Here is a 24,391-nt window from a genome sequence, read left to right on the forward strand (position 1 = left end):
GGCACGCTATCTACTGTTTGGGCCGCCCTCGCAGGAAGCTTTTCAACTTTTCCGCCACGCCCTGCCGGGTGGGCGGCTTCGCGGCGGTAGCCTGGCCTTGTGCCTGGCCACGCCCTGTCCAATCGAGCCGGGCATCGAGCGCGAGCATGATGTGCGGGATCGGGGTGTGCCACGCGGTATCGGGCGGCCAGCCAAGCCAGCCTGTAGCCACGCCGAACAGGTAGTCAACGTAGCTCCCGTTCTTCACTGCGCTGTGCTGGCCGCCTCGTCCTTTCCCCGGGCGGCCACGCTCGGCGGCACCGGGTTGAGCAGCACGGTAATAAAGTCGGTCAGCTGCCCCGACACCTTGGCTACGCCCGTGCGGAACACATCGCCCGCGATGACCGCGTGCTCGTCGGGCTTGAGATTGGCGCCGGCGATGATGATGTCCGCACAGGCGGCGATGCTCATCAGCCTCATGGAGTCCAGCGCCGCACGCAGCCCGCCGAAGCGGGATTCGATGAGCAATGCCGCTTCCAGAGTGGGCTTGAGGGTGTAGCTGCGGCCGCCGACCACGAGCGTGGCAGTGCCGTACAGGGCTTCACTCATTGGGATTCTCGCAGTAAAGGACGAGGCTCAGCCCCGCCGATCAAGGGACAGCCGGGCCGGCCGGGATTTCGATGATGTCGGTGTTGATCGCGAACGTCATGTTGCGACGCACCACGTTGTCAGCCGAACCTGCGGCCACGGTGTTATTCATCACCTTCACACCGAAGTAGAAGGTGGTGGGCAGGATGGCGGGGGTAGAGGTCGGATCGCCGTCGTTGAGCGTGATCTTGACGTTGTAGTTGCCCTTGGTGCGGTCCTTGTGTGCGACCGCCACCGCTTTCTGGCCAGCATCGCCTGCGTCCAAGCCGACCGCCAGGGTCATGTTGCCGGCGTCGGCGGTGCCCTTGTACTTACGCACGCGGCCGTCGCTCAGCGCGGTGAAGTTCACGGCGCTGAACGTATCGCCGAATTCGCCCAAGTCTTCGATCTCGCCCACCTGGACATAGGTGTCGGCCTCGTACTCGGCAAGGGAAGCAGGGGCGGTCTTGCCACCGAACGCCAGCCGGCAGCCGGCGGCGGTGTTGAGATTGTCTTCGGCCATGGGGGATCCTCCAAATGGCATTGGATAAAGCCGCTGCGCGGCCGGTAGGTGATTCAGTGGGTCGTGATCACGCGGACGGTGATCGCGCCTTGGTAAGTGATGCCGTCAGCATCGCGCTGGGCGTCGGCCTGCTCGACCCTGACGGATACAGCGCGCCCCACCTCCAGAGGAAGCCGGCGCTCGTCCAGGGCAGCGATGACTTCGCCGTTGATGCGCTTCACCTCTGCCTGGCCCACGGCGTCGGACCAGACAGACAGGTACAGCAGGCGCGTTTCGCGCTTGCGACCTGAGATCGGGGTATTGTTGACCGAGACCTCCCGATCAATGGAGACGTATGGCATTTCCGCATTCAGCGGTGCACCGTCGTAGATCGGGCAGCTCACCTCAGCCTGGAGCCTGGCAAAGATGGCTTCCTGCAAGGCCAGCGATGGATCAGCCATTGCCTACCCCCTGGCTTGCCTTGCGTAGCGTGCGCTGCACAGCCGCTTCGATGTCGGCCATCACATACTCCCGGTTGACGTCTATCGATGGACGAAGCCAGGGATGTGCCGGCCTGGCCGGAATCTCTGGATATTTGCCAAAGAAGTGCGTGCCATCGCTCTTATTGCTGTCGCGCCGGTATCGATCACCGGCCCGTTTGCCGCCGGTGTAACCCTTGGTGCCGTACTCGATGAAGCGCAAGTAGAAGAACCGCCGGTTGTCGCGCTTGCCGCGAATGCCGATCTGGGCGTCTAGGCCACTGGGCGACACATATACCCGTAGTGCAGCAGCGGCCGCGCCGGTGTCCTTGGGCATCAACTGCTTCTGGGTCTCCAAGACGCGGTTTGCCGCCTCCAGCATCGCCGGCTGCAGCTCGTTGTCCATCGTCTTGTGGATGTTGCGCAGCGTCCGGCGCAGCCGGATATCGCCGCGAATGCTGGACCGACGCGCCATAGCCTACTCCTTGGCCGGGGCCGGTGCCTTCGCGGGCTTTTCAGCAGACGCGGATTCGTCTTTGATTTCCACGGCGTATCCACGAGCGATCAGGCCTTCGCCATACTCCTTCTTGACCTCGAAGATATCGCCTTTCTCGCGCTCGCCAGACGCGCCGGTCAGTGGGCCCAAAGCTTGAATTTTCATTGTTCACCTCATGGGTTCGGTACCGATGAGCAGAGCAGCCTCATCAGGGTGTTCTCGTTGTCCGGCAACACTGCTTCGACTTGGTAAGTGATCCCGCGGCGCGTCAGACGCGACCCGACAACGATGTCCGAGCGCGGTCTGGCAATGATTTCAGCCGTAACAACTGCACTCAGCTTTTCCGCGACTGCCGTTACGCGCCCTGTAGGGGTGCGGACTTCGCCCCACATTTCAGGGCGAGCCCCAGGAAGCCACGTCACTGTGGCTCCGCCGGACTTATTGCGCTCTTCATGTCGGTGGGTCACCTCGAATCGGTGACGAAGCGGCCCGGCTCTCATACGCCCCACCCGATACGGTGTGGGGTAAGAAGCGCCTTCGAACCTTGCGGCAGTTCGGTGGCGATAGTCCCGATTACAACGTCCTCACGGTTCCCGTAAAGGTGGCCGAGAATCAGCAAACAGGCAGCCTTGATCTGCTTGTTGCTGACCATGGGAGACTCGCCGGCATCCCCGGCGGCGACAGCCTCATCCAGCGCCTGCTGATCCTCATAGATGCGGCGGTTCAGATAGTCCATCGCCTGACCTTCGGCCGCCTCGATCAGTAGTTCCAGGTATGCGTCATCGTCGTCAGGATCCCGCAGGTGATGCCGGGCGATGGTCATGCTGATGACCGGCATGTCGCTACTCCTCCAGCGGCTCGAACGATGCCAGCTTCCGCTCCACCAACTCCTCTGCATGCCTGCGTGGCACCCGGTAAGCGGGACCGCCGCGGCGACGCAGTTCGCCCTCGTCCATGTAGGACCGCATCGGGTAGATCTGAAGAGTTGCTGGATTGGGGTTAGCGGCAACCTCACCCTCTCCAGCTGACTGATCGGCTTCGTCGGTGCGGTCGTTCAGCGCTGGCCCGATCTGGCCTGCACCTTCCGATGCCCCCGCTTCCGTAGCGGGAGCTTCGGCACTGGCGGCTAGGTCGCTTGCAGCGATGTCCGATCCGGCACCCGAGTCTACCGGTGTTTCCGGCAGCGCCTGCTCTGCGCTCTCACCCGAGCCTGGAGCTGTTGCGGGAGCGCCCGACTCGCCAGGATTTGACGAGGCTGTATCACCAGGCGAAGGGGGCAAAGCCCCATCCACGGCCTGGCCGTCGCTGGTTTCAGTGGTCGAGACAGGTTCCTTCGGCTCAACCGTGGACTCTGGTTTTTCCTGTTTACGTGCCATGGGAGTACTCCAATCGGGCGTCATTGCTGACGCCCCTAGCCAGAGAAATCAAGGAGTGATCAGCGGACCGGTAACGAACGCCTCATCGCGGTAAATCGCAAAGGCCAGACGCTCTTCAGCACGGATCGTGGCCATGTTGTTCTCGAAGTCCTTGTCGTTCTCGGTCGAGATCAACACTTCGATTTCCATGCGGTCGAAAATCTGAGCGCCGAGCTTGAAGGCTCCGACCAGGAAGTCGTTCTGTGTCATGGCTTGGGTGGAAACCACTGGGCGATTCCAGAGTTTCGCGTTGGTGCCCTCCTGAGGCTGGCCGATGATGTAACGGCCTTCACCGTCCTTGGTCAGCTCGATGGCCGCCCAGTCGATCGGGTTGAGCACGATGCCATCCGAAGGGAACTCCGCCAGTTCGGCTTGCAGCAGCGCCAGGCGCAGGCGGTCAATCCGTTGCTCGCCCACTACTGTCACGCCAGCGGGCTGGGCGTACAGCTGAGCGACTGTCATCAGGCCTTGCAGGTTCGCGCCAGTGCCGCTGCCGTAGAGCAGCTGGGCTTCTTCAGCCATGTTCAGGCCGTAGCGTGCGCGAGCGTCGATGTAGCTCTGCAGTGCCTTGGCATCATCGAGCATCTGGCGGCTCGCTTTGAACAGGTGAGCGATGGTACGGACGTTTGCGGTCGCCAGGGCGAAGGTGATATCGGAGTACGGCTTTGCGGTACCCTCCGCGACCGTACGCGCGCTGTTGGTGTACCCAGTTTCACGGATGTACTCGATGGAGTTCGACTCCGTCTCGCCCGGCGCCACCAAGTCGCGGATCGTCAGTCGGCGCTGCGGCGGCGCGACGACACCTGGCAAACGCTGAGCGGGAACCAGGTCGCCGCCGGTAGCAGTGGTGATAGCCGCGCGCGGCACGGAGACGCGACGCGAGCCGCGGAAGGACGAGTTCATGTCCTGCATTTCTTCGCTGCCGATCACCAGGGCACCCACCGACTTTTGCGGTTCCTCCTGATGAGAACGGTCACGGCTCGCATTCACGAGCTTCTGCTCAGCCTCGCCCAGGCGCGCCTGCAGCTCGCCCTGCTTGGTCAGCATCTCATCGACCTTGGCGCGGGTTTCGGTGTTCATCTCGCCGCTGGCCTTGATCTGTTTATCGACCGCCTCGGCCTGGCTTTTGATCTGGTCGCCAATGGCCTTGAGGCTGGCGTTGAGTTCCTTGACTTGGGCTTCAAAGTCCATGGTCACTTTCCTTTCAGAGAATTGAGGAGATTGGTTGCCGCGCTCAGAGAGGCGGAAAGGTCTGGCGCGACAGCGCGGGGCTTATCGGTCGGGGCAGCGTTATGCGTGCCCCCGCCGGCAGCGCGAGGCATACCGGACTTGAAACTGGCGAACAGTTCGCGGCGCTCGGAACGAGGCATTCCGCCCTTGGCCAGGGCTACGTCCATCGCCTTGAGCGCATTGGCCTGGGCGGCGTCTTCGGTTTCGCGCTCGGTGACTTCGGTGGACGACAACAGCCCAGTGGCCAGGCCGAGTTCCACAGCACGCTTGCCGCGGATGTAGGTTTCGTCGTCCATCAGTTCGGCCATGTCTTCAGCCGACTGCCCGCTGGTCTCGGCATAGAGGTCGGCCATCGCCGCGTCGAACTCCTCCATGTCGTCGGCGATATCGCGCAGGTAGTTGCGATTGCCAGCGAGCCAGGTCCAGCAGTTGTGGATCATGAGGAAGGCGCTGCTGGCCACCTCTCGCTTCTTCCCCGCGAGGAAGACAATCGAAGCAGCGCTGGCCGCCATGCCGAGCACTTTGGTGGTGACCTCGTGGCTGTGCTCTTGGAGGCGGTTATAGATGGCGATGCCTTCGAACATATCGCCACCTGGAGAATTGATGTAGACGGTGACATCACGCTCGCCGATTGCCCGCAAGGCGGCGTCGATTCGTTTCAGCGTGACGCCCTCGCCATACCAGTCTTCCCCGATCACGCCGTACACCGTGATGGTGTCCGAGGTGTTCTCGACGGCCGCCTGGATCGCGGGATTCCATTTATCGAGCGCGCGCGGGCTCATCTCGCTGCGCAGGCCGCGAGACTGGATCTTGTGTTTCATGGATTACTCCCGAGATTTACTTTTCCAGCTGTTGAAGCCAGTTCATCAGTGCGGCCCTTGCGGCCTGACCATCGTCTTGCTTGCCCAGCTGGTCCAGCGGCACCAGGTTCGACTGAACCGTCAGAACGTCACCGCCTGGCATGTGAGGCATGTTGTCTTTTCGCCGCCCTTCGTTGCGGGTAATGAAGCCGTTCTGGGCCATCGTGCTGAGGTACGCCGCGCGCCCAGAGCTGTCGGCCCGCAGGAACGCTTCGAGCGAGAACTCCGAATAGAAGTTGATCCGGTCTACCGCAGTCATGCACCACTTGTTCACACACTGCTCGATCGGCGCCGTGAAGGACATAATGCAGTAGGTGAGGAACGCGATCTGCTGCTGTTCCAGGCCGGTGCCCCAGTTACTGCCCTTGTCAGTCTTCATCACCATCCAGGGTGGGACGCCGAACCATCGGCAAATCTCCTCGATGCTGTGCCCTCTCGACTCCAGCAGTTGCGCGTCAGCGGGGTTGATGCCGATCATCTCCGGCTTCACTCCTTGCTCAAGCACAGGACTTTTGCCAGCGTTCAGCGCCCCGGAAATGGTCTTGACGTACTCACGAAACTCAACGCGCTGGGCCGGGTTCAGCGTCTTGTCCACCGAAAACGCGACCGTAGGCATCATGCCGTTGCGGAAAGTGCTGTTGGCCGCGTCGTCTGCCGACATCGCCGAGCCAAACACGTCCGCGCCGTAACGAATGGCGGAAAGGCCAACCCGGCCATCCAGAGTGAAGGCCGGGATGTGCAGCATGTTCTGCCGCACAATCTCCCGGCGCGCGCCCTTGCGTGGCCTGAAGAAGTATCTCAGCCGGCCATCATCATCGAACTCGAGGTCGACTCGGGACGGCATCAGGAAGTCCAGCGCAATGACGCGACCTGCTGATCGGTGAATCTCGCAGTAGGCATTCCCCCACAGCAGCATCGAGGCAACGACTGCCTGCCAGAAGTGGAAGGCGGCCATGTCCTCGTTAGGGCTGGTGTGCACCACGTCGTACAGCGGGAAGTCCCGTGCACTCTCACGACTACCATCAGGCATCCTCCGGTAGATGCTCAGGGGCAAGCCCGCAACCGAGGTGGAGATGATGCGGACGCATGCCCACACTGTGGAAAGCCGCATCGCCTTGTCGACGCTGACCGATTTTCCGCTACTGGACTGAGCCCCGAGAAACGCGCCCCAGAAGCCGCCATCTGATAGCTTGATGCTCTTGCCCAACCATTCGCTCATGCTGGCTGATGGCTTGGCGGCCGCAGCCCCCAAAGCCTGGGATAATGTTTTAATCACTGGTCAGCCCTCGGCGAAGAAAGCCGGCGATGCAGAAGAAGCTCACAGCTCCTGCAATCAAGGCCCAGCCAGTACCGGCCAGCACCCATACCCCAGCACAAGCCAGGGAGAAAGCCACCAGAGCGCAGGCGATGAAAATGTGAAGTGCGTTCATGCGATCAGTGGGTCCCGAATGCCAGCCATGAAGTTGTCCATTCCCCCGCGCCCCTCAGGATTGAGGCTGATCAGAGAAACGGCGTTGAATGTAGCCATCAGCGGGTCGATCTTCGCCGTGCCCGAGGCTTGCTTGGTGATCAAGAAGGCGTTGGCCGATGGCACCCCTTTGGCGTTTCCGCACGACCAGGCCATGAGCGGCTGGCCACAATGCAACAGCGTGCCCTCAGCGAGCTTGCGCTCCGTCGTCTTGATCGCACCGGTGAGCTTCCAGCCTTGGGAGATGCCAACGATCTTGTCCTCTTCGACACCAGCGTCGGCCAGGGCGTCGAGAACAGAGCCAATCCCCGCCGGGTCGAGCCCGACCTTGTCCAGCAAGCCGGTCTCGTTGATGCGGGCTACGATGGCTGCGAACTGCTCAACGTCCTCACCGATGCGCTTTACGATGGTCAGGTCGCCCACCGCCTCAAGATCCTTTAGCCGCGGGGCTTCGGACTTGCGACGTTTAAGGACGGACGGGTGGGCCCAAGCGTGAGCCCAGTGGAACCAACGGCGGGTGCTCGCTTCCCGGCCGACGACGGCAAGACCAAGCAAGTCGTCGAGCCCTCCTCCATCACCACCCACATCGATGACTTCACACCGCTCAAGGATTTCATTTAGGTTGAGCCAAGTGGCTGCCTGTGGCTCCCAGAATTCGGCACCGACCCAGGCATCAGACATCAGGGCCAGGCCGATCTCGATGTTGAGGTGCTTGGCCAGGAAGCCACGCAGCTCCGCCTCTCCGTCGATCTCCGCCTGCATGAACAAGCGTTCAAGCGTCGGTCGGTCGACTGAGAACCCCATATTGGGATTCACCAGGTGGAAGTTCTCTGGCTTGCGGGCATCACCGCTGTCGATCATCTCTTTGGAGAATTCGTAGATGATCGGCAGGAAGCGATTGTCGTTGATCCGGCCGTCACGCACGCCGCGTGCATAGTTCAGCTTCGACCGGAATACCCCAGCGGGCGGTTCGTTCGACTGCGTGGTCAGCCAGATAACGAAGCCTTCGGGCCTGGACAGCAGACCGCCAGTGGCCTCTCGAATCATGTCGGCTGCTTTCGGGTTCTTGCCGAATAGCCAGGCCTCATCGATCAACACGCCGACGGCCTTCTTGCCACCGACCACGTCGCTGTCAGCCGCGACGACCTTCAGCGTGGCCCCCGTTTCCCGGTGGGTGATCAACCGAAGGTGCGGCTGCACGTGCAGCAGATCTCTCAGCTCCTCGTCGTTGTTGACCATGTCCTTGGCCGGCACGAAGGCGTTGTCGGCAATTTCCTTGGTCGGCGCGAGAATGATGAACTCGGCCGACATTCGCCAGTTGCGGACCAAGGCCGTCAGCATGATCGCGGCGGCAATGGTCGACTTGCTGTTCTTCTTCGGGATGCAGAGCATGAACTCCCGAATGAGGCGCTCACCGGTCTCGCTGTTGTAACTGCCAAACACAGCACCTGCGAAAGCCAGGACCCATGGGGCACATGCGGTTTCGATAGTTGGACTGCCCGGGGCATCGACAATGCGAAGACCCTTGAAAACCTCGAGGCTTTCTTCTGCCTCCTGGGGAAAGAGCGGTTCGGGGATGATGGATTCGCTGGCAGCCAGACGCCGCCACCAGTCAGGGCAGGCCGTGGTCCAAAGCATGAGTCACCCCTTGACTACTGTGAGGGGCGGCTTGCTCTGGGAGTACTTGCCTTTGCCCGCCTCTTTCGCGGCTTCCGCCTTCTGCTCTTTCTTGCCTGCCTCGGCCTTCTTCCCGTGGATGTACGGCACGGCCGTCTGCGCAGCGTTGCGCCGGTCGAAGACTTTGGCCCGAGGCTCGTTCATCAGCGCGATCAACCACTCGAGCGGATCCTGTGTGTCTGGAAGACAGCTCAGGAACTCGCCGTCCGCCTCGTTTACCTCGACAGGGTCTTCAGCGGCCTCATCGGCCTTCGCTTTGCCTCTACGTTTTTTCGGCTCAGGGTTAACACTGAGCTCTGCTCTCCGAGCGAGAACTGCGGCCACAATCTTCGGATCATTAGCCCAACGCGAGCCAGCTGCTGCAGCGGCCGAAGGCTTGCTGCCCGCGGCTTCCGCCGCTTCTTTGTTTGACGCACCCCGGGCCTTAGCGTCAACAAACTGTCGCTGTTTGTCTGTTAACACCATTAACAAAAACCTTTAGGGGGGAGAAAAATGTGTACGTGGGGTCGGAGGCGGTCTAGCTAGATGAGAATTCATAGCTTTTGGCCCCCCTACCCTTACGAGGCACGTCACTGGCGTGCCCCTAAGCAATCTGAGCGGGTTTCGGCAGCTCGCTGAACTCACCCGCCCAGCCCTGCTGCCTCCTCAGCTTGCTTAACCGAGTCGTGGCAGGACTTGCACAGCGACTGCCAGTTATCCTGATTCCAAAACAGGTCCTTGTCGCCGCGGTGCGCGACGATGTGGTCAACCACGCTCGCGGCAGTGGTTCTGCCGGTCTTTGCGCAAAAGACGCACAGCGGGTGGTCGCGCAGGTACTGCTCGCGGGCCTTCTGCCATCGATAGCCGTAACCGCGTTGCGAGCTGGTCATGCCGCTCCGCCAACTGCCGGGTGTCACCACCTTGACCCGTGACCCTGCGCTCTCCTTTATCCGCGAACCCAACGTCTTGAGCCGAGCCATCATTGGGACACTCGGTTGAGCGCCTCGTCGGCCTTGTCTGCCGCCTGGGTTGCAGTGGTTGCAGCCTTCGACGCTTTATTCGCGGCACTCTCGGTCTTGCTGGTTAGTTCGTCCAGGCGCTTGTCACGCTCGGCCATGGCGGCATCGTAGGCCTGGCGGATCTCATCCACCTGGTGGGCCTGAGTGCTGGCCATCGCCCAGTAGGCAGACTGCCAACCCAGCACCGCACCGCCTGCAATAAGCAGCATGGCGATGACCCAGACCTCAACGCGACGCCACCAGCGACGAGCAATGAATTCAATTGCGCATTTGTCCATCAGGCTGTGCCTCCAAGCTGGGAGCGAAGCCGGGAGATCTCGGCGCTCTGGGTGGTCACCTTCTCGGTGAGCTGGCCGACCTGGCTGGTGAGGGCTTCGATCTTTCCTTCCATCCGCCCTACTGCTGCTGCAAGCTCGTTGCGTTCCTTGGCGAACTGATCAGCTCGAGCCTCGGCCAGCTTGCGGGCCTCGCGCTCGGAGTCGAGCAGTTCATTCAGCCGACGGACCGTGCCGATGTCGGCATTGTCCATAGCGCGGTCGGTGGCGTCCTTGGAAAGGAACTTGCGCAGCCACAGAAAGCCGCCCAGCAATACGGTGCCCGTTCCGCCCAGCCAGGTGGCTGTGCCTGGGCCGAGGTCGGTCGGGTCCATCAGTCGCTCCATTTAAATTGTAAGGTGCGTCCCTTGGCACGTCGCTTGTACCGAAGAAGCTTTCGAAGGTGCCTCACTCGCACGGGGCGAACCCTCGCGTCTTCGTGTGGCTCCATGCGAACGAGCAGAGAGTGCGTCTCGTCAATGAGGTTTGAGAGGTACACATGCCGCCGGTAGTAGTCTCGAACGGCGTTCATTTCGAGCGTCCAGAAACGAAAAAGCCCCGGCAGATGCGGAGACTTGGAATGAAGGGATATTGGAATGGCTTCATCGAACTAGACGACCTTCGATGAGTAGATCAAATCGTTAAATGGTGGTATCAAAAAGCGTGGCAATTGGCCACCTATGAAAAGGTGTTCACCGTGGTTTGGAAAAGCGACGACAACAAAAAATATCGCGGAAAGATTGACCGCATTTATGTATCGATGTCCGAAGAGTGGGAGGTCGAGTATTTCATTGATCAATACCTGAAGACTCGAAACTACAAACAAAACGATGAGAACCGGAGCATTGTGGCGCATAAGCTAGAGCATGCTCCAGGGAGCGCGCCCCATAAGCGCGACGACTTGAACGCTTGGCTAGACAAGCAATACGGTAAGGCGTAAATGCAAAAACCCCGGCTAACTGGCCGGGGTTTCTCTGTGTCGCGTTGCTTGCAAGCTGGACACGCTGCTATGAAAACAGGTGTTTATCCGCGCGGAAAGCTTTTTATGCAGCCTCTCGCAATTGCTCCAAAGCGCAGTCAATCCAGGCCACTCCGGTGTTGATCAGCTCTCGCGCCTTCGCCTCGCCCATCTTGTGCTCGCGAGCGATCCGTAGCGCCGGCCACTTGGCACCGAAGTACAGCCATACGAAGCCGCCCATCTGCGGGTTCCGTTTGTTCAGCCTCGCTACGGCGCCGTCCACCGCCAAGGCGAGGTCGTCAGTTATCACGTATTGCTTGAGGCCTCCCTCCGCGGGGGCGTGCTCCTTCATAAGTGCATACAGCGGGCAAACATACTGAGGCACACCCATGCCGTCCATGCGCCACCAGCCCCATTGCTCGAGCATGTACGCTGTGTCACCAAGGGCCTTGTCTACGTAGGTCCGCTTTTTCATGTCCTTTCCCCTCAATCCCCGGTGTAGTTGGTGCCCCCGGCGCCGCGCCGGTTGCTTCCCTGATATGTCGCCTCAGGCCCGGATGCCTGAGGGTTCTTCAACTGCTCAATCTGCCGGAGCGCCGCCCGGAGCCTCATGCTGAGCTGGGTAACCAGTTCATCCAGGGCCAAGGCCTCGCCGGTTGCAGCCGCCACAAAGCCAGAGGCATTGCAGTGGCCGCATGTCAGTTCGTGAAACACACCCTGAGTGACCGCTCTCCCACGGCACAAAGGGCACAGAGCCAACTTGATCGCAGCCTTCTTGAAGGCAGGGCCATGGCTCTTCCTTGTCACTTCGAATCCTCGCTAATTACAAATTCGGCAAGGTGGCTGGAAGCCTTGTGTTCCGCTGGCTCGCCGGAATTCTGTGAAATTTCGGATAAGGCCTTGGTAAGGCCGTGAATGGCACCAAAGCCGATGCCGTCTAACCAGGCGTGCCACTTCTCCAGGGCTGCCCGGCGCTGCTGCATGGCCTGGGTGTGGATGTAGGTGCTGGCGATCTTGCCCAGCGTGTGGTTCAGCAGCATTTCGCCGATGTGGCCGTCGATTCCAAGGTCGGTCCAGGTGGTGCGGGACACTTTGCGCAGGTCGTGACTGGTCCACTCGCCCTGCCCCAGCCGGGTGAACACCATGCTCGCCTGGGTTTCGCTCAGCGGCAGCCCCCGCCGGTTCGGGAACAGGTAGACGCCCTCGTAGCCCCGGGCCTGCTGAATCGCCCGGTACCGGACCAGCAGCGCCTTCACCTGGTCGGTCAGCGGCAAGCGGTGCTCGGTACGGGTCTTGGTGTTGGCCGCGGGAATGAACCACTCGGCAGCGGCGAGGCTGATCTCGCTCCAGCGCGCCATGCGGGTCTCACCGATCCGGGTGCCGTGGGCCAGCATCATCAGGGCCAGCATGGCGTCGCCCGGTTCCTCGTCGAAGGACTTGGCCAGCTGCTGCATCAGCTCAGGCAATTGCACGTCACGCAGGCGGGCTGCCTTGGGCAGGATCTTGGCCTTGGTGAAGTCGTTGAAGCGCATCCCGGCCATTGGGTTGCGGTCGATCAACCCCAGCTGCAGGGCCTGGCGGAAGGCAGTCAGCAGCAGCGCGAACATCTGTCGCAGGTAGGACAGCGACACTTCGGCCTGGCATGGCCACATCAGGTGCTTGTCCAACGCATCGGCATTCACGCCGGCCACGGCCAGGTCATTCAGGCGCGGCTTCAGGTGTTGGGCGATGGCGGAGCGGGCGCCGGCCTTGCGCTTCGCCGACAGTGAGCGATCACGCGCCATACGGTCGCCATACCAGTCCAGCAGCTGCCCCACGGTGGCCATGCCCGACACCACCGGCGCTGTTGCCGGATCGCGCAGCAGGCGCTGACGCAGCGCGGGCAGCTCGGCAATGACCGCCGCCACGCTCAGGTCAGGCCAGCGGGCGACCGGCACCCACTTCTTGCCTCGCACCAGGTGCCAGGTGCCGCGCTCGCGATTGCTCCAGAACCGGAGATATAGGCCGGGGTGACGCGGGTCGCGCAAGTCGCGCACCGATTTGTCGGCGGCCTGCCGGCGTACTTCGGCTTCGCTCAGCTTCACTTCCCGGGTCGCGCTCATGCAGCCACCGTGGCGGGCAGCAGCAGGTAGGCGCGGATGGCTTCGACAGCGTCGATGCTGCCCCGGCACACGATCGCCAGGTAGCCTTGGCCGGCCAGCGCCTGCAGATAGGCGTCTTGGCTGGGCGATACCGGCGCATCGAACGGCGGCATGGCCTTGAACTCGATGTAGAGACCGAAGTAGCGGCCGCGCGCCATCGGCAGTACCAGGTCGGGAACGCCAGCCTTCACGCCCTGCCCCTTCAGCCTGGCGGCCACGGCCTTGATCCGGTGCCCACCGTTCGGGACGTGGTAAATCAGCTTGTAGGCTTGCGGGTAGCGCAGCTGCAGCTCCTGCATCAGCGCGGCCTGCTCCTGCCCTTCCCGGTCGACGGGCTTGGCGCGGGCCGGCTTGGCCTTGAACGGGCGAAGGGCGGGAGCATTCATGCGACCAGCACCCCCTCGTTCAGCAGCAGCGCCTGGGTGCGCATGACGCCCTCGGCGTGATACCGGCGCGCTGTGTCCCGGTCTACACCCTGGCTGCGCCCGTCGCAGGCATCATGGCAGGCGCTGCAGGACCAGGCGCCTTGCAGGTCGTGCGGCTTCTTGCCCACGCCACAAGTGCCAGCCAGGCGGTAATGCGCGAGGACGGTAGTCTCGGGGTTGCCGTTGCAGATGCCCGGGATGCGCACCTGGCACTCCCGGCCGCGCGCGGCCTTGGTCAGTTTTGTTTGGCGCACGGGACGCCTCCTTGAAGGTAATTAATCAGCGCCCCGCCAAGCGGGCGCGCATGGCTGCCAAGGCAGAATTTCCGACTTGCGGAGTGCGGCGCACGGAAACCTCCGCAGGAAGTGCCAGCGGCATCTTCTGCAGCGGCTCACCGGCCATAAGCCGCCAAACTGCGATGGTGTAGTTGCGCTCGAACAGCTTCGAGCTGGCATCGGATGGCAGCTTGTTGAGATTCTCGAAGCCGCACTCCTTGGCCGCGTGCCAGACCGCGTCGTGACTCCACTTACCCCGACCAGCCATCGCAGGATGGGCATTGCGGGTTGCTTCGCGGAAAGCGGCCGCCAAGGCCGGCAGACCGAGCATCTCTGGTGACGGCTGGCACCACTGGATGAACTCACCGGGAGGTGGGATGAACGGAGCCCCCGACTGGCGGCAGCGCATCAGTCCAAACTGCAACTGCTCGGGCTTGCAAATGCCGGCCTCTAGAAACGCAGTGAGCCATTGCTGTTTCGACGCGTTGTAGGTGGCCTGGTCGGGCCAAGCCTGCTTCCAGGCGGTGCAGATCGAGCGCAGGTCACGGAACAGATCGTTGATAACCTCTGCCGTCTTCCGGTTGAGCTCGGCCTTCACCTCATCGGGCAGATCGTATCCAGCAGAGACGTGCTGACCGGACTGAACCTTGGCCCACAGGCCATGAGTGACAACTGCGACTGGGTTCATTGGGCACTCCCTTGCTCGATCCAAGACGTATCGTGGTCATCGAGCTGCTGGCCACCCGGACCAGCACGCAGGGGAACGACCTTCGCAGCATTCGCTAGGTCGCGCTTTCTCCAGGCGACCAGGTCAGCGATCCATTGACTCTCGGTTTTAGCCAGCCCCTTCGCGTCGTGGTGGACGACAAATCCTGAAATGGCCTTTTCCGAGAACTCTGCGATAGGGACGCCTGATCGCTTGGCGTACGCCTCAAGCTGCGCCTGGTCAGGAACCCACTCGAGGAACATCGCGAACGGCTCACGCGAAGAGTGTGTATTACTTCCCTTCCCTTCCCTTCCGGGGCTGAGGCCTCGATCACCGCTAGACGAACCTTCGCCAACTTCTTCGTGAGCGCTCGGCGAGGGCTCGACGAATTCTGGATGCTTTACGGTGGGTCTATCGATCTTCTGGTGGTGCCATCCGTTGACGTGCAGGTACTGTTTCGATCCCGCCTCGTAGAGAGTAATCAGCCGGTTCGTTACCAGCTCGGTGAGCAGGCCTTCCACGGCCAGCGCAGTGATGTCGTCACCGGGGAAAACGAGAGCTTTGATGGTCTTCGGTGACATCGGGTGGTTGCCTGCGTCGTCGCAGAAGTTCCAGATCCCGATGAAGAGGAGTCGAGCCATCGCCGAGCACTCCATGACCTGTTCACTGGTCCAGAACTCAGGCTTGATGGTGCGGATACGAGCCATTACGAACGCCCTCCATGACTGACAGCTGACGCGGAATGCGTGGTATTGCCTGCATCGTCTGTGCGGTGCATAATCGACCTCGATGTTGTTTCAGAAGACCGCCCTGCCAGGCGGTTTTTTTTTCGTCTGCGATTCCGGTACTGGATGGATTCGCAGGTGTTTCCGTCATCTACTGGCGCAAGGTCAGGCGGATGACAATGCGCTCACGGTCACGCTGCCGCGTCTGCCTTCCCGGCCTTTAGCGCACCCTTCGTGATCCGCTCGATCTGGTACTGGCGCAGCTCAGGCACATCTGCCCACTGGCGGACTGCCTCGTAGGTCACGCCGAGCGCCTTTGCGAGCGCCGTTATTGACCCGAAATGTTTGATTGCCTGGCTTTTGGTCATGGCGACCTCCTTTGCTCGTCTTGACATTCAAGCATGCTTGCATATGCAAAACAAGCATGCTTGACAAGCAACCTTGTAGATTGCGCACATGAAGATCACAGACCGAATCACTAAACTTGTGCTGGCTCGGCGCCCTGAATTGGGCGTGCGCAACGTCAAGCGAGATATCGCCAACACCTGCGGAATCAGCTACGAGGCTGTACGCCAGTGGTTTGCTGGTGACACTGAAAACATCAAAAACGAGAACCTTGTGGCTCTCGCCGAGGGCTACGACACGTCTGTCGATTGGCTTCTTTCAGGAAAAGGCGAGCCTCCTCGCAAAGGCGAAGCCAAGTCAGTTGCGGCAAAGGACTCTGGGAGCAGCAGCTCAGCAGCGGATGCCGTTAGAAAGATGCTTGAGAAGCACGGCAAGGGGCTGAGCGCTGAGGCGCGGCAAAGCATCGTTCGGGCGGTCGAAGAAGACCCTGCTGGAGACAAAGGCAGTGGTTTCATCATTGCTACAGCCCAGCCGGCCGATGGCGACATCTCAATCCCACAGTACGACATCCGTGCAGCCATGGGCCACGGCCAGGTTCCGGCCGAGTACAGTGAAGTCATTAGGAATGTGGTTATCCGCGAAGAAGTTCTGCGCGAGAAAGGTGTGACCTACACCTCAGCTCAGGCCCTGTCGATAATTACGGGATGGGGGCAAAGCATGGAGGGGACGATTAACGATAGAGATCCAGTAATCGTCGATCGAGGCGTGAACGACTATCAGGGCGAGGGGGTATACGTACTCACTTGGCATGGTGATCTGTTGATAAAGCGGCTGCAGCGTAAAGATCAAGAGCATATGTGGTTGATCTCAGACAACCCTAAGCATAAAGACCTGCAAGCGCGCACTGATGACCTGATCATACACGCAAAGGTATTGCTGGTATGGAATGCACAAAAACTGTGACGCATTGAGCAACCGAAAAGCAAAATGCATGGAGGCAGCAATTGCAAATTTCTAAACCGCTAACCGAAGAATCAAATACAGGGTTTTACTTAAGTGCAATAGGTGTTGCGCTCAGCCTGATCGGCGTACTGCTATCAGTATACACGTTGGCGAATGGCGAAAAATCCATATGGCTTGGTATATCGGGATGGCTTGCGGCCCTGCTACTCGGAGTATTTTTGTCAATACCTTTATTCCGACTCATCAATCGTCTTACTGAAGCACATGCAGCAAACGCCGACCTACTGATTAAAATCACCGACTTAGAAAATGCCAATGCAAAGATGATCGAAATCGATGCATACATTATTTCTAAAGCCGTAAGACAGCAAGCCACCAAACGAGAACGAAAGGCAGTTGATCGTCAAACTGCGCTCGGCACGGATGAAAATCTGAATGAAACGTCAGCAGAGGAAGCATAACGTGAATATTTTATTCGATAGATACAGTTATTACCCTTCACTGAGAAGCCGTCCAGCGGAGGTTTTAGGATATGAAAAACTAAGCTCAAAACACAAAGATTCGATTATTCCAACGTTCACGCTAGGTATGTGGCCACGGCAGTCCAGCATCGAAATTCCATTATCGAAGATAGTGGAAGCCAGCTCCGGGCGACCATTCATACTCGACCTAACCGTCGAGCCATCTTTTTTAACTGACGACATCAAACAACTTAAAGACACCGGCGCAAACTTTAAGAACTGGAGAGAGTTCATCTTAAACATTGACGCCCCCGTAATTCCAGTTATTCAGATAACTTCTGATTCGAAAACATCTCAGATTATACGACAAGCTCGAGAATTGGAAAAAACTGGCTGCCACAAAGTAGCCTTCAAAGTCAGAGATTTTGGAGAGGATACCTCTAAAATAATCTCTGCGCTTTCATCGCTTGACTCGATCGAAAATGCAATCACCATTATCGATGCAGGTTATGTGCGTGACACCCTCCCCGCTTCGTTAGCCGGTTGTATTGCTACGATAAACGAGATTCGGGACGAAGTTGAAGACGCTGAAATTACCGTTACAGCTACTAGCTTCCCCTCTTCAGTGGTTTCGTTCCTCGATCCAAACAGCGGTGGCAAGCGAGGGCTGATTGCAATGTATGAGGCCAAAATCCATGAAGCTATCGGTTCAGGAGCGGCAATTTATGGTGATCACGGGTCTATTCACTCCCGTGTATATATAACCGGCGGAGGCCGATACACTCCGCGGATCGACTATCCACTTAATGATGCTTGGATATTCGAAAGAAGGCCTGATAACAATTCTAGCGGCTATATTGATGCCGCCAAATCGTTAATCAAATCTTACTCAGAAATTTCCGATGACGATACCTGGGGGGGCGAGATGATTCGAGAAGCCGCGAAGGGAAATATTGATGGGATGAAAACGCCGGCATCTTGGATTGCTGCCCGGGTAAATATGCACCTATCAAAACAGATTGACTTCCGCTGCAACGGCAAACTTGACGACGAAGAAGATTTTGACGACTTGATTTAAGATCTTTTTTTAGTCAACACGGTATGGGGCACTACATCTAAAAGAGCCCCATAGTCATTTCCGAACACTGATAAATCGACAGACTTACAGTTTTCATTATCTAAAGACCTGAATACTGAACAAGGCAACTCTCGCGTCGCAGCCAATGAAATCCTACTATTTTCGCTCTTACTAAGCAGCGACAGACTTTCTAAAGAACCGTTCGTTTTCCTCGCGACCTCAAAGGCATTAAATGTCTCCCGATATCGCTGTTTTATACAATCCAAAGCGAACAATTTTAGTCGCTTAATTGACAGAAACTCGACATAAGGCAGCAGCTCTTTCCTTGAAGCTCCAGACTGAAACCAAATACCCTCCTGACGAAGCAGTTTTTCAAGTTCAACCCTAGTGATCAAACTTGCAATCACTTGACGATCCCGAACTTCAGCGATTCGCCCTGAGCGCGCTTGGCGGAACATCACCCTATCGCCGCTCAAACAGACTTCCAACACACCAACTTCGTCAGGGTAGTCCCTCAAGATCTCAGGAATAAACTTAGAAGCGGCCACAACTGTAACTTTATCAAAGTGCTTTTGGAATGACTCAACCTGCCCCGGAAGCCTTTTAAGAGAGTCATAAGCACTTTTAATCTCAAAGCCGTGCAATCGCCCATTGGCTAACGCCAAATCGGCTCTGCGCGCCCAATTAGCAACTACCATCTCATTTATCAGAATGGCGTCGTCAATGTGGCCTTTTGAATATAGCCAATCGATAAGCGCAGCCTTGATCGCTTTTTCCTTAATCACGTGCATCACCAAAATATTTCGATTCGGCTTCCATGCTGTCCAGCTACCGTCAGTCCTTATGCCGAGAATTGTACACCAGCTTTAGTAATTTTCATCATCGCCTGCCTTACACGCTAGCATGGCCAATAGACACCACACGGACCCATCAAATGGTTTTGTAGCCATTCGTATGCTGCATCCGCAACAGCATCAGCGCCTAGTTCGATCTTTAGCCAGGCGATTGCGATCTGATGCGACATCAGAATGGGGCCTTCTCATCTTCGTGTCGGACAAGGTCGAGGTCTACCGCTTTCTCGATCACCCGATCGTCATCCGTGGGTGCATCCCACTGTAGGATCACCGATCCGTCGTCACAGAACGTCATGTCCAGGCCATCAGTCTGTGATAGCAGCTCCATGATCGCTCCCCAGTCCTGATCACTGTCCGTGTCCAGTTGATGGATCAGAACCTTCCTCCCGAACTGCGCCAGCGGTGAGTTGATCATCGCTGAAACCCTCAGACCTAAGCGCTCCAGTCCGGTTAGCTCGTCCCTGTGTGCGAAATTTTCCTGCGCTGACATCAGAAGCCTCCTACTAGCTGTATGTATATACAGTATTTTAAAAACACACAAGTGTGCTTGCATTCAAGCTGCAAGCATGCTTTTATTAATGCAAGTTCGCTTGCATTTGCATCGAGCCAGGTGGCTACGGCAGCCAACGCTCTTTACACAACTCGACTCCCGTCACCCTCAGCGGCACATGAGGGCAGCAGCTGCCTCATGCAGTGAGCTGGGTTCAGGAAACCAAGTGGCGCGCATGCCAATGCGGGGAAGCGCGTAGCCCAGAGAGCGATGGGCGCCTGGATCACTCCGATTTCACTGGCTGGCCTTGGCGACAGGGCCAGACGGGAAATCACCGTCCCAACGGAAGTGAATTGCAATGGCAAAGTCATTCAAACAAATGATCAAGGATGGCGAGGTCCGCCGCGCCGACGCGATGAAGGTGCAATTGGAAGACCTTCATGAAGAGCCAGGCTTCAACCTGCGCACCGAGGGCGAAGCGCTTGAGGTTAGCATTGACGCCCTGGCCGAGTTCATCGCCAACGGCGGCCAGATTCCGCCCCTTGAGGTTCGCCCACGAGCAGAGGGCGGCGTATGGATCGTTGATGGCCACCGCCGTCGTCGGGCCATGATCAAGCTCGACAGAACTGGCAGGCTCCCGCGCACGCCCAACAAGGACAATCCGCACATCCTTGAGGCTTGGGTGCCCGTCATCGCATTCGAAGGCAGCGATGCCGACCGCGTTGCGCGGATCATTTCTAGTCAGGAGAACGAAAAGCTCTCCCCGCTTGAACTGGCCGAGGGCTACAAACGCTTGCGGGCCTTCGGATGGTCACCCGAGCAGATCGCCAAGAAGGTTGGCAAGACGCGGCAACACGTCGAGCAGGTGCTCACTGTAGGCAACGCGAACACCGATGTGCAGAGCTTGGTTGCAGCGGGCCATGTGTCAGCTACGACGGCGGCTCAGGTGGTTCGAGAGCATGGCGACGGTGCCGGCAAGGTTCTTGGAGCCGAGTTGGAAAAGGCTCAGGCCAGCGGCAAGAAGAAAGTCACGGCAGGAACGATGAAAGGCCCTGCGATACCGAAGCCTCGCCTTGAAGCCGTTCACGTCGCCTCACGCAATTTGATTGCAGCGCTGGATTCCATCGACGAAGACAGCCGATCCCTCACCCTACCCACCGCGCTTGTCCTTGAGCTGCGCAAAGCCCTGGACGGCGCCACGCCGAGATAAATCATGGACACGATCACCTGCGGCTCATGGATTGGCCAGCTCGGCAAGGCGCTGGCTCCCCGCGAGCTTGAAGCATTGCTGTGGGTGGCCCAAGGCCTCACCACCAAAGAAATTGCCCGCCAGATGGCGGTAAGCCCGGGCACCGTGGCCAACCGTATCGAGGCCGCGCTGTTCAAGCTGGAAGCCGGCCGCCGCATCGAGGCGGTCACCAAGGCCATGCGCCAACAGATCATCAGCCCGCTCTGCATCCTGCTCGCCAGCCTCATCGCCATGCATGCGGTGATCGACGACGGCGACCCGATGCGCCGTGACCGCCGGGCGCCGGAGCGCCGCACTGCACAAGTTCGAATTGTTCGCCGGGCCGAGAGCCTGGAACTTCACGCCTGACCCTACCGAGGATCACCCCATGCAGACAGCAATGCATCCCGCTTTCGAGCAGAAGATTGCCGTGCTCGCGGCCCTGCTCGAGCGTAGCAAGTCAGCCAGAATCGAGGCACACGCCAAGGTCGGCCAGCCGGCCCCGCGATACCAGGCTTCGGGCAAGGGCGGCATGTGGGATGTGGTGGAGATCGCCACCGGCGCCGTGCAAGGGTTCACCTACAGCTACAAGGCTGCGATGCGCTTTGTCGATGCCTGCGAGGCCGGGGCGGCAAGCAAGACAGGCACTCGGCAATGAGCAAGCGCAAACCCCACAACATGCGGGCCCGCCTAGAGCGGACTTGCCGGGCTCTGGTCTCGGCCAACCACGCCGCCGTGGTGAACATCGACCCGAGCGGCCAGCAGGTGCTGATCAACTGGAAGAACCTCAAGCAGATCCGCGTGCGCCAGGTCGTCGACGCGGTTTGCGATATCCCGCACCGGTGGACCATCTATCTCAGCGTGCTTTGTCGGACTGAGTTCGGCGAGCGGTACCACAAGTCCATCGAGGTTGCGCCGCAAGGCAACTACCGCGCCGAGCACCTGACCGACGTGATCGAGGCGACCTACACAGACCTGCGGGCCACGGCTAATCCTAATCACCTGGTGGCGGCCGGCTGGATCGCCATACCCACCGACACAACGCTCGACGAAGCAGAGGCTGCAAAGATCTTTGCCGCTGTCGGGGCCTGGAATCAGCAGAAAGCAGCATGACCCGCACCACCGCACGCGCCCGGCACGGCCGGCGCCAGCAACACATCAATCTGCCGCCCAGCGGCTTGGGAGGTATCGGCCATGGCAATGAACCAGGCGGAACGCGACAAGCTTCGGCGCGAGAAGGCAGCCAAAGTGAAGGAAGAAGACCTGCGCTTGAAAGTTCGACCAGGGACTAAGCAGGCCCTGACCGAGATCAAGGCCTGGGCCAGCGTCGAGGAAAACGGCGAGGCCATGACCCTGCTGATCCACCGCATCCATGAGTTAGGGCCTGAAGCGGCCCGCCATTTCCTCAGTGCTCCGCGCCACGAAATCGTTGTGTCGGATTTTGTGGCGCGAAGACTCGACCAGTTCCGCATTGGGCGAGAGCTGCGAGCGTCGGACCTCACGCTGGGAGATGATCCTGACAATACCGGCCTGTATGTGATTGAACACATCAGGCAGGCCTGAGCTGAGAGGTCAAGAGCGGCGGGTAGTCCCAAGCCGGAAGCCGAGGCTGTCCAAGTATTGAACGGCTGCAGATTTCTGCTCTGGGCCCCCTGCGCCGTCCGAGCCAAGAACCGAAGACTTGGCACTATCGACGATCCTGCTCAACGGCAAGCCGTGTTTCTGATCCAGTTCTTTGAAAAGAGCCAGTACGAAATGCTCGAGCGCTTCGATTTGTGCTTGCTGGTTACTCATGACAAATCCTCTTGATCCGGCCCCATGCCGTTCACCCGTAATACCCCAACCCAAACCAAATTGCCACCATGCCGCCACCAGCACGGAGGGCGGCGCATGCATGGAGAAAACCATGAGCAACTACAACTGCGCATACGTGCGCCAGCATTACGGCGTACTCGCCGAGGTCGGGCGCCGCGTGATCGCCAACGGTGAGCCAGGCGTGATCATGGCCGACCGTGGCCACTACATCGGCGTGATCCTCGACAGCGACCCGAAGAAGCGCATCCAGAACTACCACCCAACCTGGGAAATGCAGTACGGCGAAATGGCTGAGAAACTTCCGCTCAAGCAGTGGGAAGTCCTCACCAATGGCATGTACGACTGGGATGACGTGCGTTACATGCTGGGAGATGCGCGCCACTACGTGCAGCGCGTATGGGCAGCGACCCGCAGCCAGGCCAAATACCGGGCCTATCAAGAGCTGGCCGAGTGCTTCAACGACGACGCCACCGCCATGTTGTCGTTCAAGGTACGTGCGGCCTGACTCTTAGCCGCTTCTGGACAATCAGCGGCGCGATGATTATCTACTTGCACTGCAACGCCACTTCCCCCAAAGGACCGCCAGTTCCATTGGCTGAAAATGCGACGACGCATTGCATCGCTCCACAATTGCAATTGTAAACGGCGTGCTTATTCCCAATCAGGTTTGCCTGGTCAGAGCATCCGCAAGCACTTGGAGCGCCGTTGGCCTGCGGCTGCGCCTCCACCTTTTCACCGCAGCCAACCAACTGGGCGGCTGCCAGAGCTATTCCGATAACGATGAGAAATCTCATTAGAGTTCTCCTTGTCCGATCATATCGGAATAGCACACACCAACTACCTGAACAAACCGCCGCTGCGGGGAGATCCTACAAGCGCCTTTCCTATTCAACCTCAGGGCCGGCGCCCATGCCTTTCCGGTAGCGCGCAATCGCAATGATCTGGCGCAGGCAGATGACCATCTCTTTCTTCATCTGGTCGTCCGGCAGGCCGATCTTTTTCAGCATTGCCTGGGCTTCTTCCTCGATCGAGGCCAGGGCCTCGGTATCGCTTTTCAGTGTCATGGCGACCTCCACGGGGTCGAGTCAGCCATGAATTGATAGCCCAGCAGAACAATGCGCGCCAGCTGCGGCGCCTTCCCCTCTCAAACGATGAACGCCTTGGCTAAAGTCGAAATTTTTCCATCAGCATGATTTCAAGCGCTGTCCGGGTGGATGCGTAGAGATGCCTAGCAGCATCAGTAACCTCTCGGGCTTCACTTTGAAACAAGGGGGCGCCTCCATCCTGAGCGGCATTGGCATACAGCATCGTTATTTTCACAGGGTCATCAATAGATCGTCTATTAAAGACGTTCGACGACCCGACGAAATTCTCTGACTCTTCAGCTGTTAGAAAAACCAAAGCTGTACTCCAAGCGCGGTTGTAATGCTCTAGTGCCTCCAGCCACTTCAGACGGGCCTCGTCCTCCGCTTCTTGAAGGTACGCGATATTCTCAGGGGAGGCGCCCTGAAGAAGCCCCAGACACTTGTTCTGCAACGCTAATAGGTAACCTCTAAACTTATGCAGTGACGTAGCCGAGTCTTTAAGATCGCGCAGCGCGTTAAATTTTTCAGTGTGCTTGAACTGCATGCGCCAGCCGGTTAATGCAACTACAGCGACCACTGCCGTTACAGACGTAGCGATAAAACTGAGCAATTCAAAAGCCGATCTGATTGTTGTTTGAGCCTCTGGCGAAGTTTGCATTCCCAGTCCCACAAAAAGCCCAAACAGCACCAGCAGAAGACATCCACCTAGTACGACTCTGTCCATTTTGCTCCCCTTGCAAATATGCCAGGAAGCATATCACCCCTTTTCAGAATTGAAGCCTCCCTGGCGAGGGCGG

Annotated in this window: 41 protein-coding genes; 10 read left to right on the forward strand and 31 right to left on the reverse strand. The window is 58.9% G+C overall.

From position 1 onward, the window contains the following. Positions 1 to 10: 10 nt before the first annotated feature. The 18 genes from L6D64_RS26395 to L6D64_RS26480 all read right to left on the reverse strand — a co-directional run bounded on the left by L6D64_RS26395 (position 11) and on the right by L6D64_RS26480 (position 10,380). Positions 11 to 247: a hypothetical protein gene (locus tag L6D64_RS26395; protein ID WP_236192610.1), complete on the reverse strand. Its 237-nt coding sequence runs from the start codon at positions 245 to 247 to the stop codon at positions 11 to 13. Further along, on the reverse strand, positions 244 to 588 hold the full coding sequence (locus L6D64_RS26400) for a hypothetical protein (RefSeq protein WP_176509444.1): 345 nt from the start codon (positions 586 to 588) through the stop codon (positions 244 to 246). The genes L6D64_RS26395 and L6D64_RS26400 overlap by 4 nt, the downstream gene beginning before the upstream one ends. Before the next feature lie 40 nt (positions 589 to 628). Next, a complete protein-coding gene (locus L6D64_RS26405; RefSeq protein WP_176509443.1) occupies positions 629 to 1,129 on the reverse strand; it encodes a hypothetical protein in 501 nt (166 codons plus the stop codon). Positions 1,130 to 1,182: 53 nt separating this feature from the next. Then, a complete protein-coding gene (locus tag L6D64_RS26410) occupies positions 1,183 to 1,569 on the reverse strand; it encodes a DUF3168 domain-containing protein (RefSeq protein ID WP_176509442.1) in 387 nt (128 codons plus the stop codon). Continuing rightward, entirely contained in the window at positions 1,562 to 2,062 is a 501-nt protein-coding gene (locus L6D64_RS26415) for an HK97 gp10 family phage protein (RefSeq protein WP_176509441.1), read from the reverse strand. The genes L6D64_RS26410 and L6D64_RS26415 overlap by 8 nt, the downstream gene beginning before the upstream one ends. 3 nt (positions 2,063 to 2,065) lie before the next feature. Further along, a complete protein-coding gene (locus L6D64_RS26420) occupies positions 2,066 to 2,248 on the reverse strand; it encodes a hypothetical protein (RefSeq protein WP_176509440.1) in 183 nt (60 codons plus the stop codon). Between the two features lie 8 nt (positions 2,249 to 2,256). Further along, positions 2,257 to 2,583, reverse strand: a complete 327-nt coding sequence (locus tag L6D64_RS26425; protein ID WP_176509439.1) for a head-tail adaptor protein — start codon at positions 2,581 to 2,583, stop codon at positions 2,257 to 2,259. Next, the gene (locus tag L6D64_RS26430) at positions 2,580 to 2,921 is read right to left on the reverse strand and encodes a head-tail connector protein (RefSeq protein ID WP_176509438.1); all 342 of its coding nucleotides are present in this window, start codon (positions 2,919 to 2,921) and stop codon (positions 2,580 to 2,582) included. Before L6D64_RS26430 ends, L6D64_RS26425 begins: the two co-directional genes overlap by 4 nt. A 4-nt stretch (positions 2,922 to 2,925) precedes the next feature. Beyond that, positions 2,926 to 3,459, reverse strand: coding sequence for a hypothetical protein (locus L6D64_RS26435; protein WP_176509437.1), 534 nt, complete (start codon positions 3,457 to 3,459; stop codon positions 2,926 to 2,928). A gap of 48 nt (positions 3,460 to 3,507) precedes the next feature. Then, positions 3,508 to 4,689 carry a phage major capsid protein gene (locus tag L6D64_RS26440; protein ID WP_176509436.1) on the reverse strand — a complete coding sequence of 394 codons (1,182 nt, stop codon included), beginning with the start codon at positions 4,687 to 4,689 and terminating at the stop codon, positions 3,508 to 3,510. 2 nt (positions 4,690 to 4,691) lie between these two features. Beyond that, positions 4,692 to 5,549 carry a head maturation protease, ClpP-related gene (locus L6D64_RS26445; protein ID WP_176509435.1) on the reverse strand — a complete coding sequence of 286 codons (858 nt, stop codon included), beginning with the start codon at positions 5,547 to 5,549 and terminating at the stop codon, positions 4,692 to 4,694. A gap of 16 nt (positions 5,550 to 5,565) precedes the next feature. Continuing rightward, positions 5,566 to 6,864 (reverse strand): phage portal protein, encoded by a 1,299-nt coding sequence (locus tag L6D64_RS26450; protein ID WP_176509434.1) that lies wholly within the window; start codon positions 6,862 to 6,864, stop codon positions 5,566 to 5,568. Then, positions 6,857 to 7,018: a hypothetical protein gene (locus L6D64_RS26455; RefSeq protein ID WP_176509433.1), complete on the reverse strand. Its 162-nt coding sequence runs from the start codon at positions 7,016 to 7,018 to the stop codon at positions 6,857 to 6,859. The genes L6D64_RS26450 and L6D64_RS26455 overlap by 8 nt, the downstream gene beginning before the upstream one ends. Next, positions 7,015 to 8,694 (reverse strand): terminase large subunit, encoded by a 1,680-nt coding sequence (locus tag L6D64_RS26460; protein WP_176509432.1) that lies wholly within the window; start codon positions 8,692 to 8,694, stop codon positions 7,015 to 7,017. Before L6D64_RS26460 ends, L6D64_RS26455 begins: the two co-directional genes overlap by 4 nt. 3 nt (positions 8,695 to 8,697) lie before the next feature. Continuing rightward, positions 8,698 to 9,198 carry a hypothetical protein gene (locus L6D64_RS26465; protein ID WP_176509431.1) on the reverse strand — a complete coding sequence of 167 codons (501 nt, stop codon included), beginning with the start codon at positions 9,196 to 9,198 and terminating at the stop codon, positions 8,698 to 8,700. A gap of 155 nt (positions 9,199 to 9,353) precedes the next feature. Next, positions 9,354 to 9,692 (reverse strand): HNH endonuclease, encoded by a 339-nt coding sequence (locus tag L6D64_RS26470; protein WP_176509463.1) that lies wholly within the window; start codon positions 9,690 to 9,692, stop codon positions 9,354 to 9,356. Then, positions 9,692 to 10,009, reverse strand: coding sequence for a hypothetical protein (locus L6D64_RS26475; protein ID WP_176509430.1), 318 nt, complete (start codon positions 10,007 to 10,009; stop codon positions 9,692 to 9,694). The genes L6D64_RS26470 and L6D64_RS26475 overlap by 1 nt, the downstream gene beginning before the upstream one ends. After that, positions 10,009 to 10,380: a hypothetical protein gene (locus L6D64_RS26480; RefSeq protein WP_009397122.1), complete on the reverse strand. Its 372-nt coding sequence runs from the start codon at positions 10,378 to 10,380 to the stop codon at positions 10,009 to 10,011. Before L6D64_RS26480 ends, L6D64_RS26475 begins: the two co-directional genes overlap by 1 nt. Before the next feature lie 335 nt (positions 10,381 to 10,715). Here L6D64_RS26480 and L6D64_RS26485 point away from each other — a divergent pair, with 335 nt between their 5' ends. Then, positions 10,716 to 10,985 (forward strand): hypothetical protein, encoded by a 270-nt coding sequence (locus L6D64_RS26485; RefSeq protein ID WP_176509429.1) that lies wholly within the window; start codon positions 10,716 to 10,718, stop codon positions 10,983 to 10,985. A 103-nt stretch (positions 10,986 to 11,088) separates the two neighbouring features. Here L6D64_RS26485 and L6D64_RS26490 read toward each other — a convergent pair whose 3' ends face one another. From L6D64_RS26490 to L6D64_RS26525, 8 genes are all read right to left on the reverse strand, one after another. After that, positions 11,089 to 11,478: an antiterminator Q family protein gene (locus L6D64_RS26490; RefSeq protein ID WP_019471606.1), complete on the reverse strand. Its 390-nt coding sequence runs from the start codon at positions 11,476 to 11,478 to the stop codon at positions 11,089 to 11,091. A gap of 11 nt (positions 11,479 to 11,489) precedes the next feature. After that, positions 11,490 to 11,810, reverse strand: coding sequence for a hypothetical protein (locus tag L6D64_RS26495; protein WP_236192611.1), 321 nt, complete (start codon positions 11,808 to 11,810; stop codon positions 11,490 to 11,492). Then, complete coding sequence (locus tag L6D64_RS26500) at positions 11,807 to 13,105, reverse strand: tyrosine-type recombinase/integrase (RefSeq protein ID WP_176509428.1); 1,299 nt, start codon at positions 13,103 to 13,105, stop codon at positions 11,807 to 11,809. The genes L6D64_RS26495 and L6D64_RS26500 overlap by 4 nt, the downstream gene beginning before the upstream one ends. After that, positions 13,102 to 13,530, reverse strand: a complete 429-nt coding sequence (locus L6D64_RS26505) for a VRR-NUC domain-containing protein (RefSeq protein ID WP_176509427.1) — start codon at positions 13,528 to 13,530, stop codon at positions 13,102 to 13,104. Before L6D64_RS26505 ends, L6D64_RS26500 begins: the two co-directional genes overlap by 4 nt. Beyond that, positions 13,527 to 13,823 carry a DUF1364 domain-containing protein gene (locus L6D64_RS26510; protein ID WP_176509426.1) on the reverse strand — a complete coding sequence of 99 codons (297 nt, stop codon included), beginning with the start codon at positions 13,821 to 13,823 and terminating at the stop codon, positions 13,527 to 13,529. Before L6D64_RS26510 ends, L6D64_RS26505 begins: the two co-directional genes overlap by 4 nt. A gap of 25 nt (positions 13,824 to 13,848) precedes the next feature. Then, entirely contained in the window at positions 13,849 to 14,532 is a 684-nt protein-coding gene (locus L6D64_RS26515) for a replication protein P (RefSeq protein ID WP_176509425.1), read from the reverse strand. After that, positions 14,529 to 15,257 (reverse strand): DnaT-like ssDNA-binding domain-containing protein, encoded by a 729-nt coding sequence (locus L6D64_RS26520; protein WP_176509424.1) that lies wholly within the window; start codon positions 15,255 to 15,257, stop codon positions 14,529 to 14,531. The genes L6D64_RS26515 and L6D64_RS26520 overlap by 4 nt, the downstream gene beginning before the upstream one ends. 209 nt (positions 15,258 to 15,466) lie before the next feature. Continuing rightward, a complete protein-coding gene (locus L6D64_RS26525) occupies positions 15,467 to 15,643 on the reverse strand; it encodes a Cro/CI family transcriptional regulator (RefSeq protein WP_125464606.1) in 177 nt (58 codons plus the stop codon). A gap of 88 nt (positions 15,644 to 15,731) precedes the next feature. On the opposite strand from L6D64_RS26525, the gene L6D64_RS26530 reads away from it, so the two are divergent. The 3 genes from L6D64_RS26530 to L6D64_RS26540 are packed head-to-tail and all read left to right on the forward strand — an operon-like array spanning position 15,732 to position 18,122. Then, positions 15,732 to 16,583 (forward strand): S24 family peptidase, encoded by an 852-nt coding sequence (locus tag L6D64_RS26530; RefSeq protein ID WP_176509423.1) that lies wholly within the window; start codon positions 15,732 to 15,734, stop codon positions 16,581 to 16,583. A gap of 41 nt (positions 16,584 to 16,624) precedes the next feature. Further along, complete coding sequence (locus tag L6D64_RS26535; RefSeq protein WP_176509422.1) at positions 16,625 to 17,044, forward strand: hypothetical protein; 420 nt, start codon at positions 16,625 to 16,627, stop codon at positions 17,042 to 17,044. After that, complete coding sequence (locus L6D64_RS26540) at positions 17,019 to 18,122, forward strand: beta family protein (RefSeq protein ID WP_176509421.1); 1,104 nt, start codon at positions 17,019 to 17,021, stop codon at positions 18,120 to 18,122. Before L6D64_RS26535 ends, L6D64_RS26540 begins: the two co-directional genes overlap by 26 nt. Here the strand turns inward: L6D64_RS26540 and L6D64_RS26545 are convergent. Together L6D64_RS26545 and L6D64_RS26550 are read right to left on the reverse strand one after the other, a co-directional pair. Further along, positions 18,119 to 18,907, reverse strand: a complete 789-nt coding sequence (locus L6D64_RS26545; protein WP_176509420.1) for a sce7726 family protein — start codon at positions 18,905 to 18,907, stop codon at positions 18,119 to 18,121. The two genes, L6D64_RS26540 and L6D64_RS26545, sit on opposite strands and share 4 nt — an antisense overlap. A 238-nt stretch (positions 18,908 to 19,145) precedes the next feature. Beyond that, positions 19,146 to 19,466, reverse strand: a complete 321-nt coding sequence (locus L6D64_RS26550; RefSeq protein ID WP_176509419.1) for a DUF1654 domain-containing protein — start codon at positions 19,464 to 19,466, stop codon at positions 19,146 to 19,148. 358 nt (positions 19,467 to 19,824) lie between these two features. On the opposite strand from L6D64_RS26550, the gene L6D64_RS26555 reads away from it, so the two are divergent. From L6D64_RS26555 to L6D64_RS26575, 5 genes are all read left to right on the forward strand, one after another. Then, positions 19,825 to 20,676 (forward strand): ParB/RepB/Spo0J family partition protein, encoded by an 852-nt coding sequence (locus L6D64_RS26555; RefSeq protein WP_176509418.1) that lies wholly within the window; start codon positions 19,825 to 19,827, stop codon positions 20,674 to 20,676. A 3-nt stretch (positions 20,677 to 20,679) separates the two neighbouring features. Beyond that, entirely contained in the window at positions 20,680 to 21,063 is a 384-nt protein-coding gene (locus L6D64_RS26560; RefSeq protein WP_176509417.1) for a response regulator transcription factor, read from the forward strand. A 19-nt stretch (positions 21,064 to 21,082) separates the two neighbouring features. Continuing rightward, entirely contained in the window at positions 21,083 to 21,352 is a 270-nt protein-coding gene (locus L6D64_RS26565; protein ID WP_176509416.1) for a hypothetical protein, read from the forward strand. Further along, entirely contained in the window at positions 21,349 to 21,807 is a 459-nt protein-coding gene (locus L6D64_RS26570) for a hypothetical protein (RefSeq protein WP_176509415.1), read from the forward strand. Before L6D64_RS26565 ends, L6D64_RS26570 begins: the two co-directional genes overlap by 4 nt. 81 nt (positions 21,808 to 21,888) lie before the next feature. Continuing rightward, positions 21,889 to 22,257 carry a regulator of G-protein signaling domain-containing protein gene (locus L6D64_RS26575; RefSeq protein ID WP_176509414.1) on the forward strand — a complete coding sequence of 123 codons (369 nt, stop codon included), beginning with the start codon at positions 21,889 to 21,891 and terminating at the stop codon, positions 22,255 to 22,257. Positions 22,258 to 22,266: 9 nt separating this feature from the next. Here L6D64_RS26575 and L6D64_RS26580 read toward each other — a convergent pair whose 3' ends face one another. Then, positions 22,267 to 22,488 (reverse strand): hypothetical protein, encoded by a 222-nt coding sequence (locus tag L6D64_RS26580; protein ID WP_176509413.1) that lies wholly within the window; start codon positions 22,486 to 22,488, stop codon positions 22,267 to 22,269. A 112-nt stretch (positions 22,489 to 22,600) separates the two neighbouring features. Here L6D64_RS26580 and L6D64_RS26585 point away from each other — a divergent pair, with 112 nt between their 5' ends. After that, positions 22,601 to 23,014 (forward strand): hypothetical protein, encoded by a 414-nt coding sequence (locus tag L6D64_RS26585; protein ID WP_176509412.1) that lies wholly within the window; start codon positions 22,601 to 22,603, stop codon positions 23,012 to 23,014. A gap of 379 nt (positions 23,015 to 23,393) precedes the next feature. Here the strand turns inward: L6D64_RS26585 and L6D64_RS26590 are convergent, their stop codons facing one another. Both L6D64_RS26590 and L6D64_RS26595 read right to left on the reverse strand, forming a co-directional pair. After that, positions 23,394 to 23,573 (reverse strand): hypothetical protein, encoded by a 180-nt coding sequence (locus L6D64_RS26590; RefSeq protein ID WP_176509411.1) that lies wholly within the window; start codon positions 23,571 to 23,573, stop codon positions 23,394 to 23,396. Positions 23,574 to 23,673: 100 nt separating this feature from the next. After that, the gene (locus tag L6D64_RS26595; RefSeq protein ID WP_176509410.1) at positions 23,674 to 24,318 is read right to left on the reverse strand and encodes a hypothetical protein; all 645 of its coding nucleotides are present in this window, start codon (positions 24,316 to 24,318) and stop codon (positions 23,674 to 23,676) included. Positions 24,319 to 24,391 lie beyond the last annotated feature (73 nt).

The sequence above is a fragment of the Pseudomonas urethralis genome (assembly GCF_021602465.1).
Classification (GTDB): Bacteria; Pseudomonadota; Gammaproteobacteria; order Pseudomonadales; family Pseudomonadaceae; genus Aquipseudomonas; species Aquipseudomonas vlassakiae.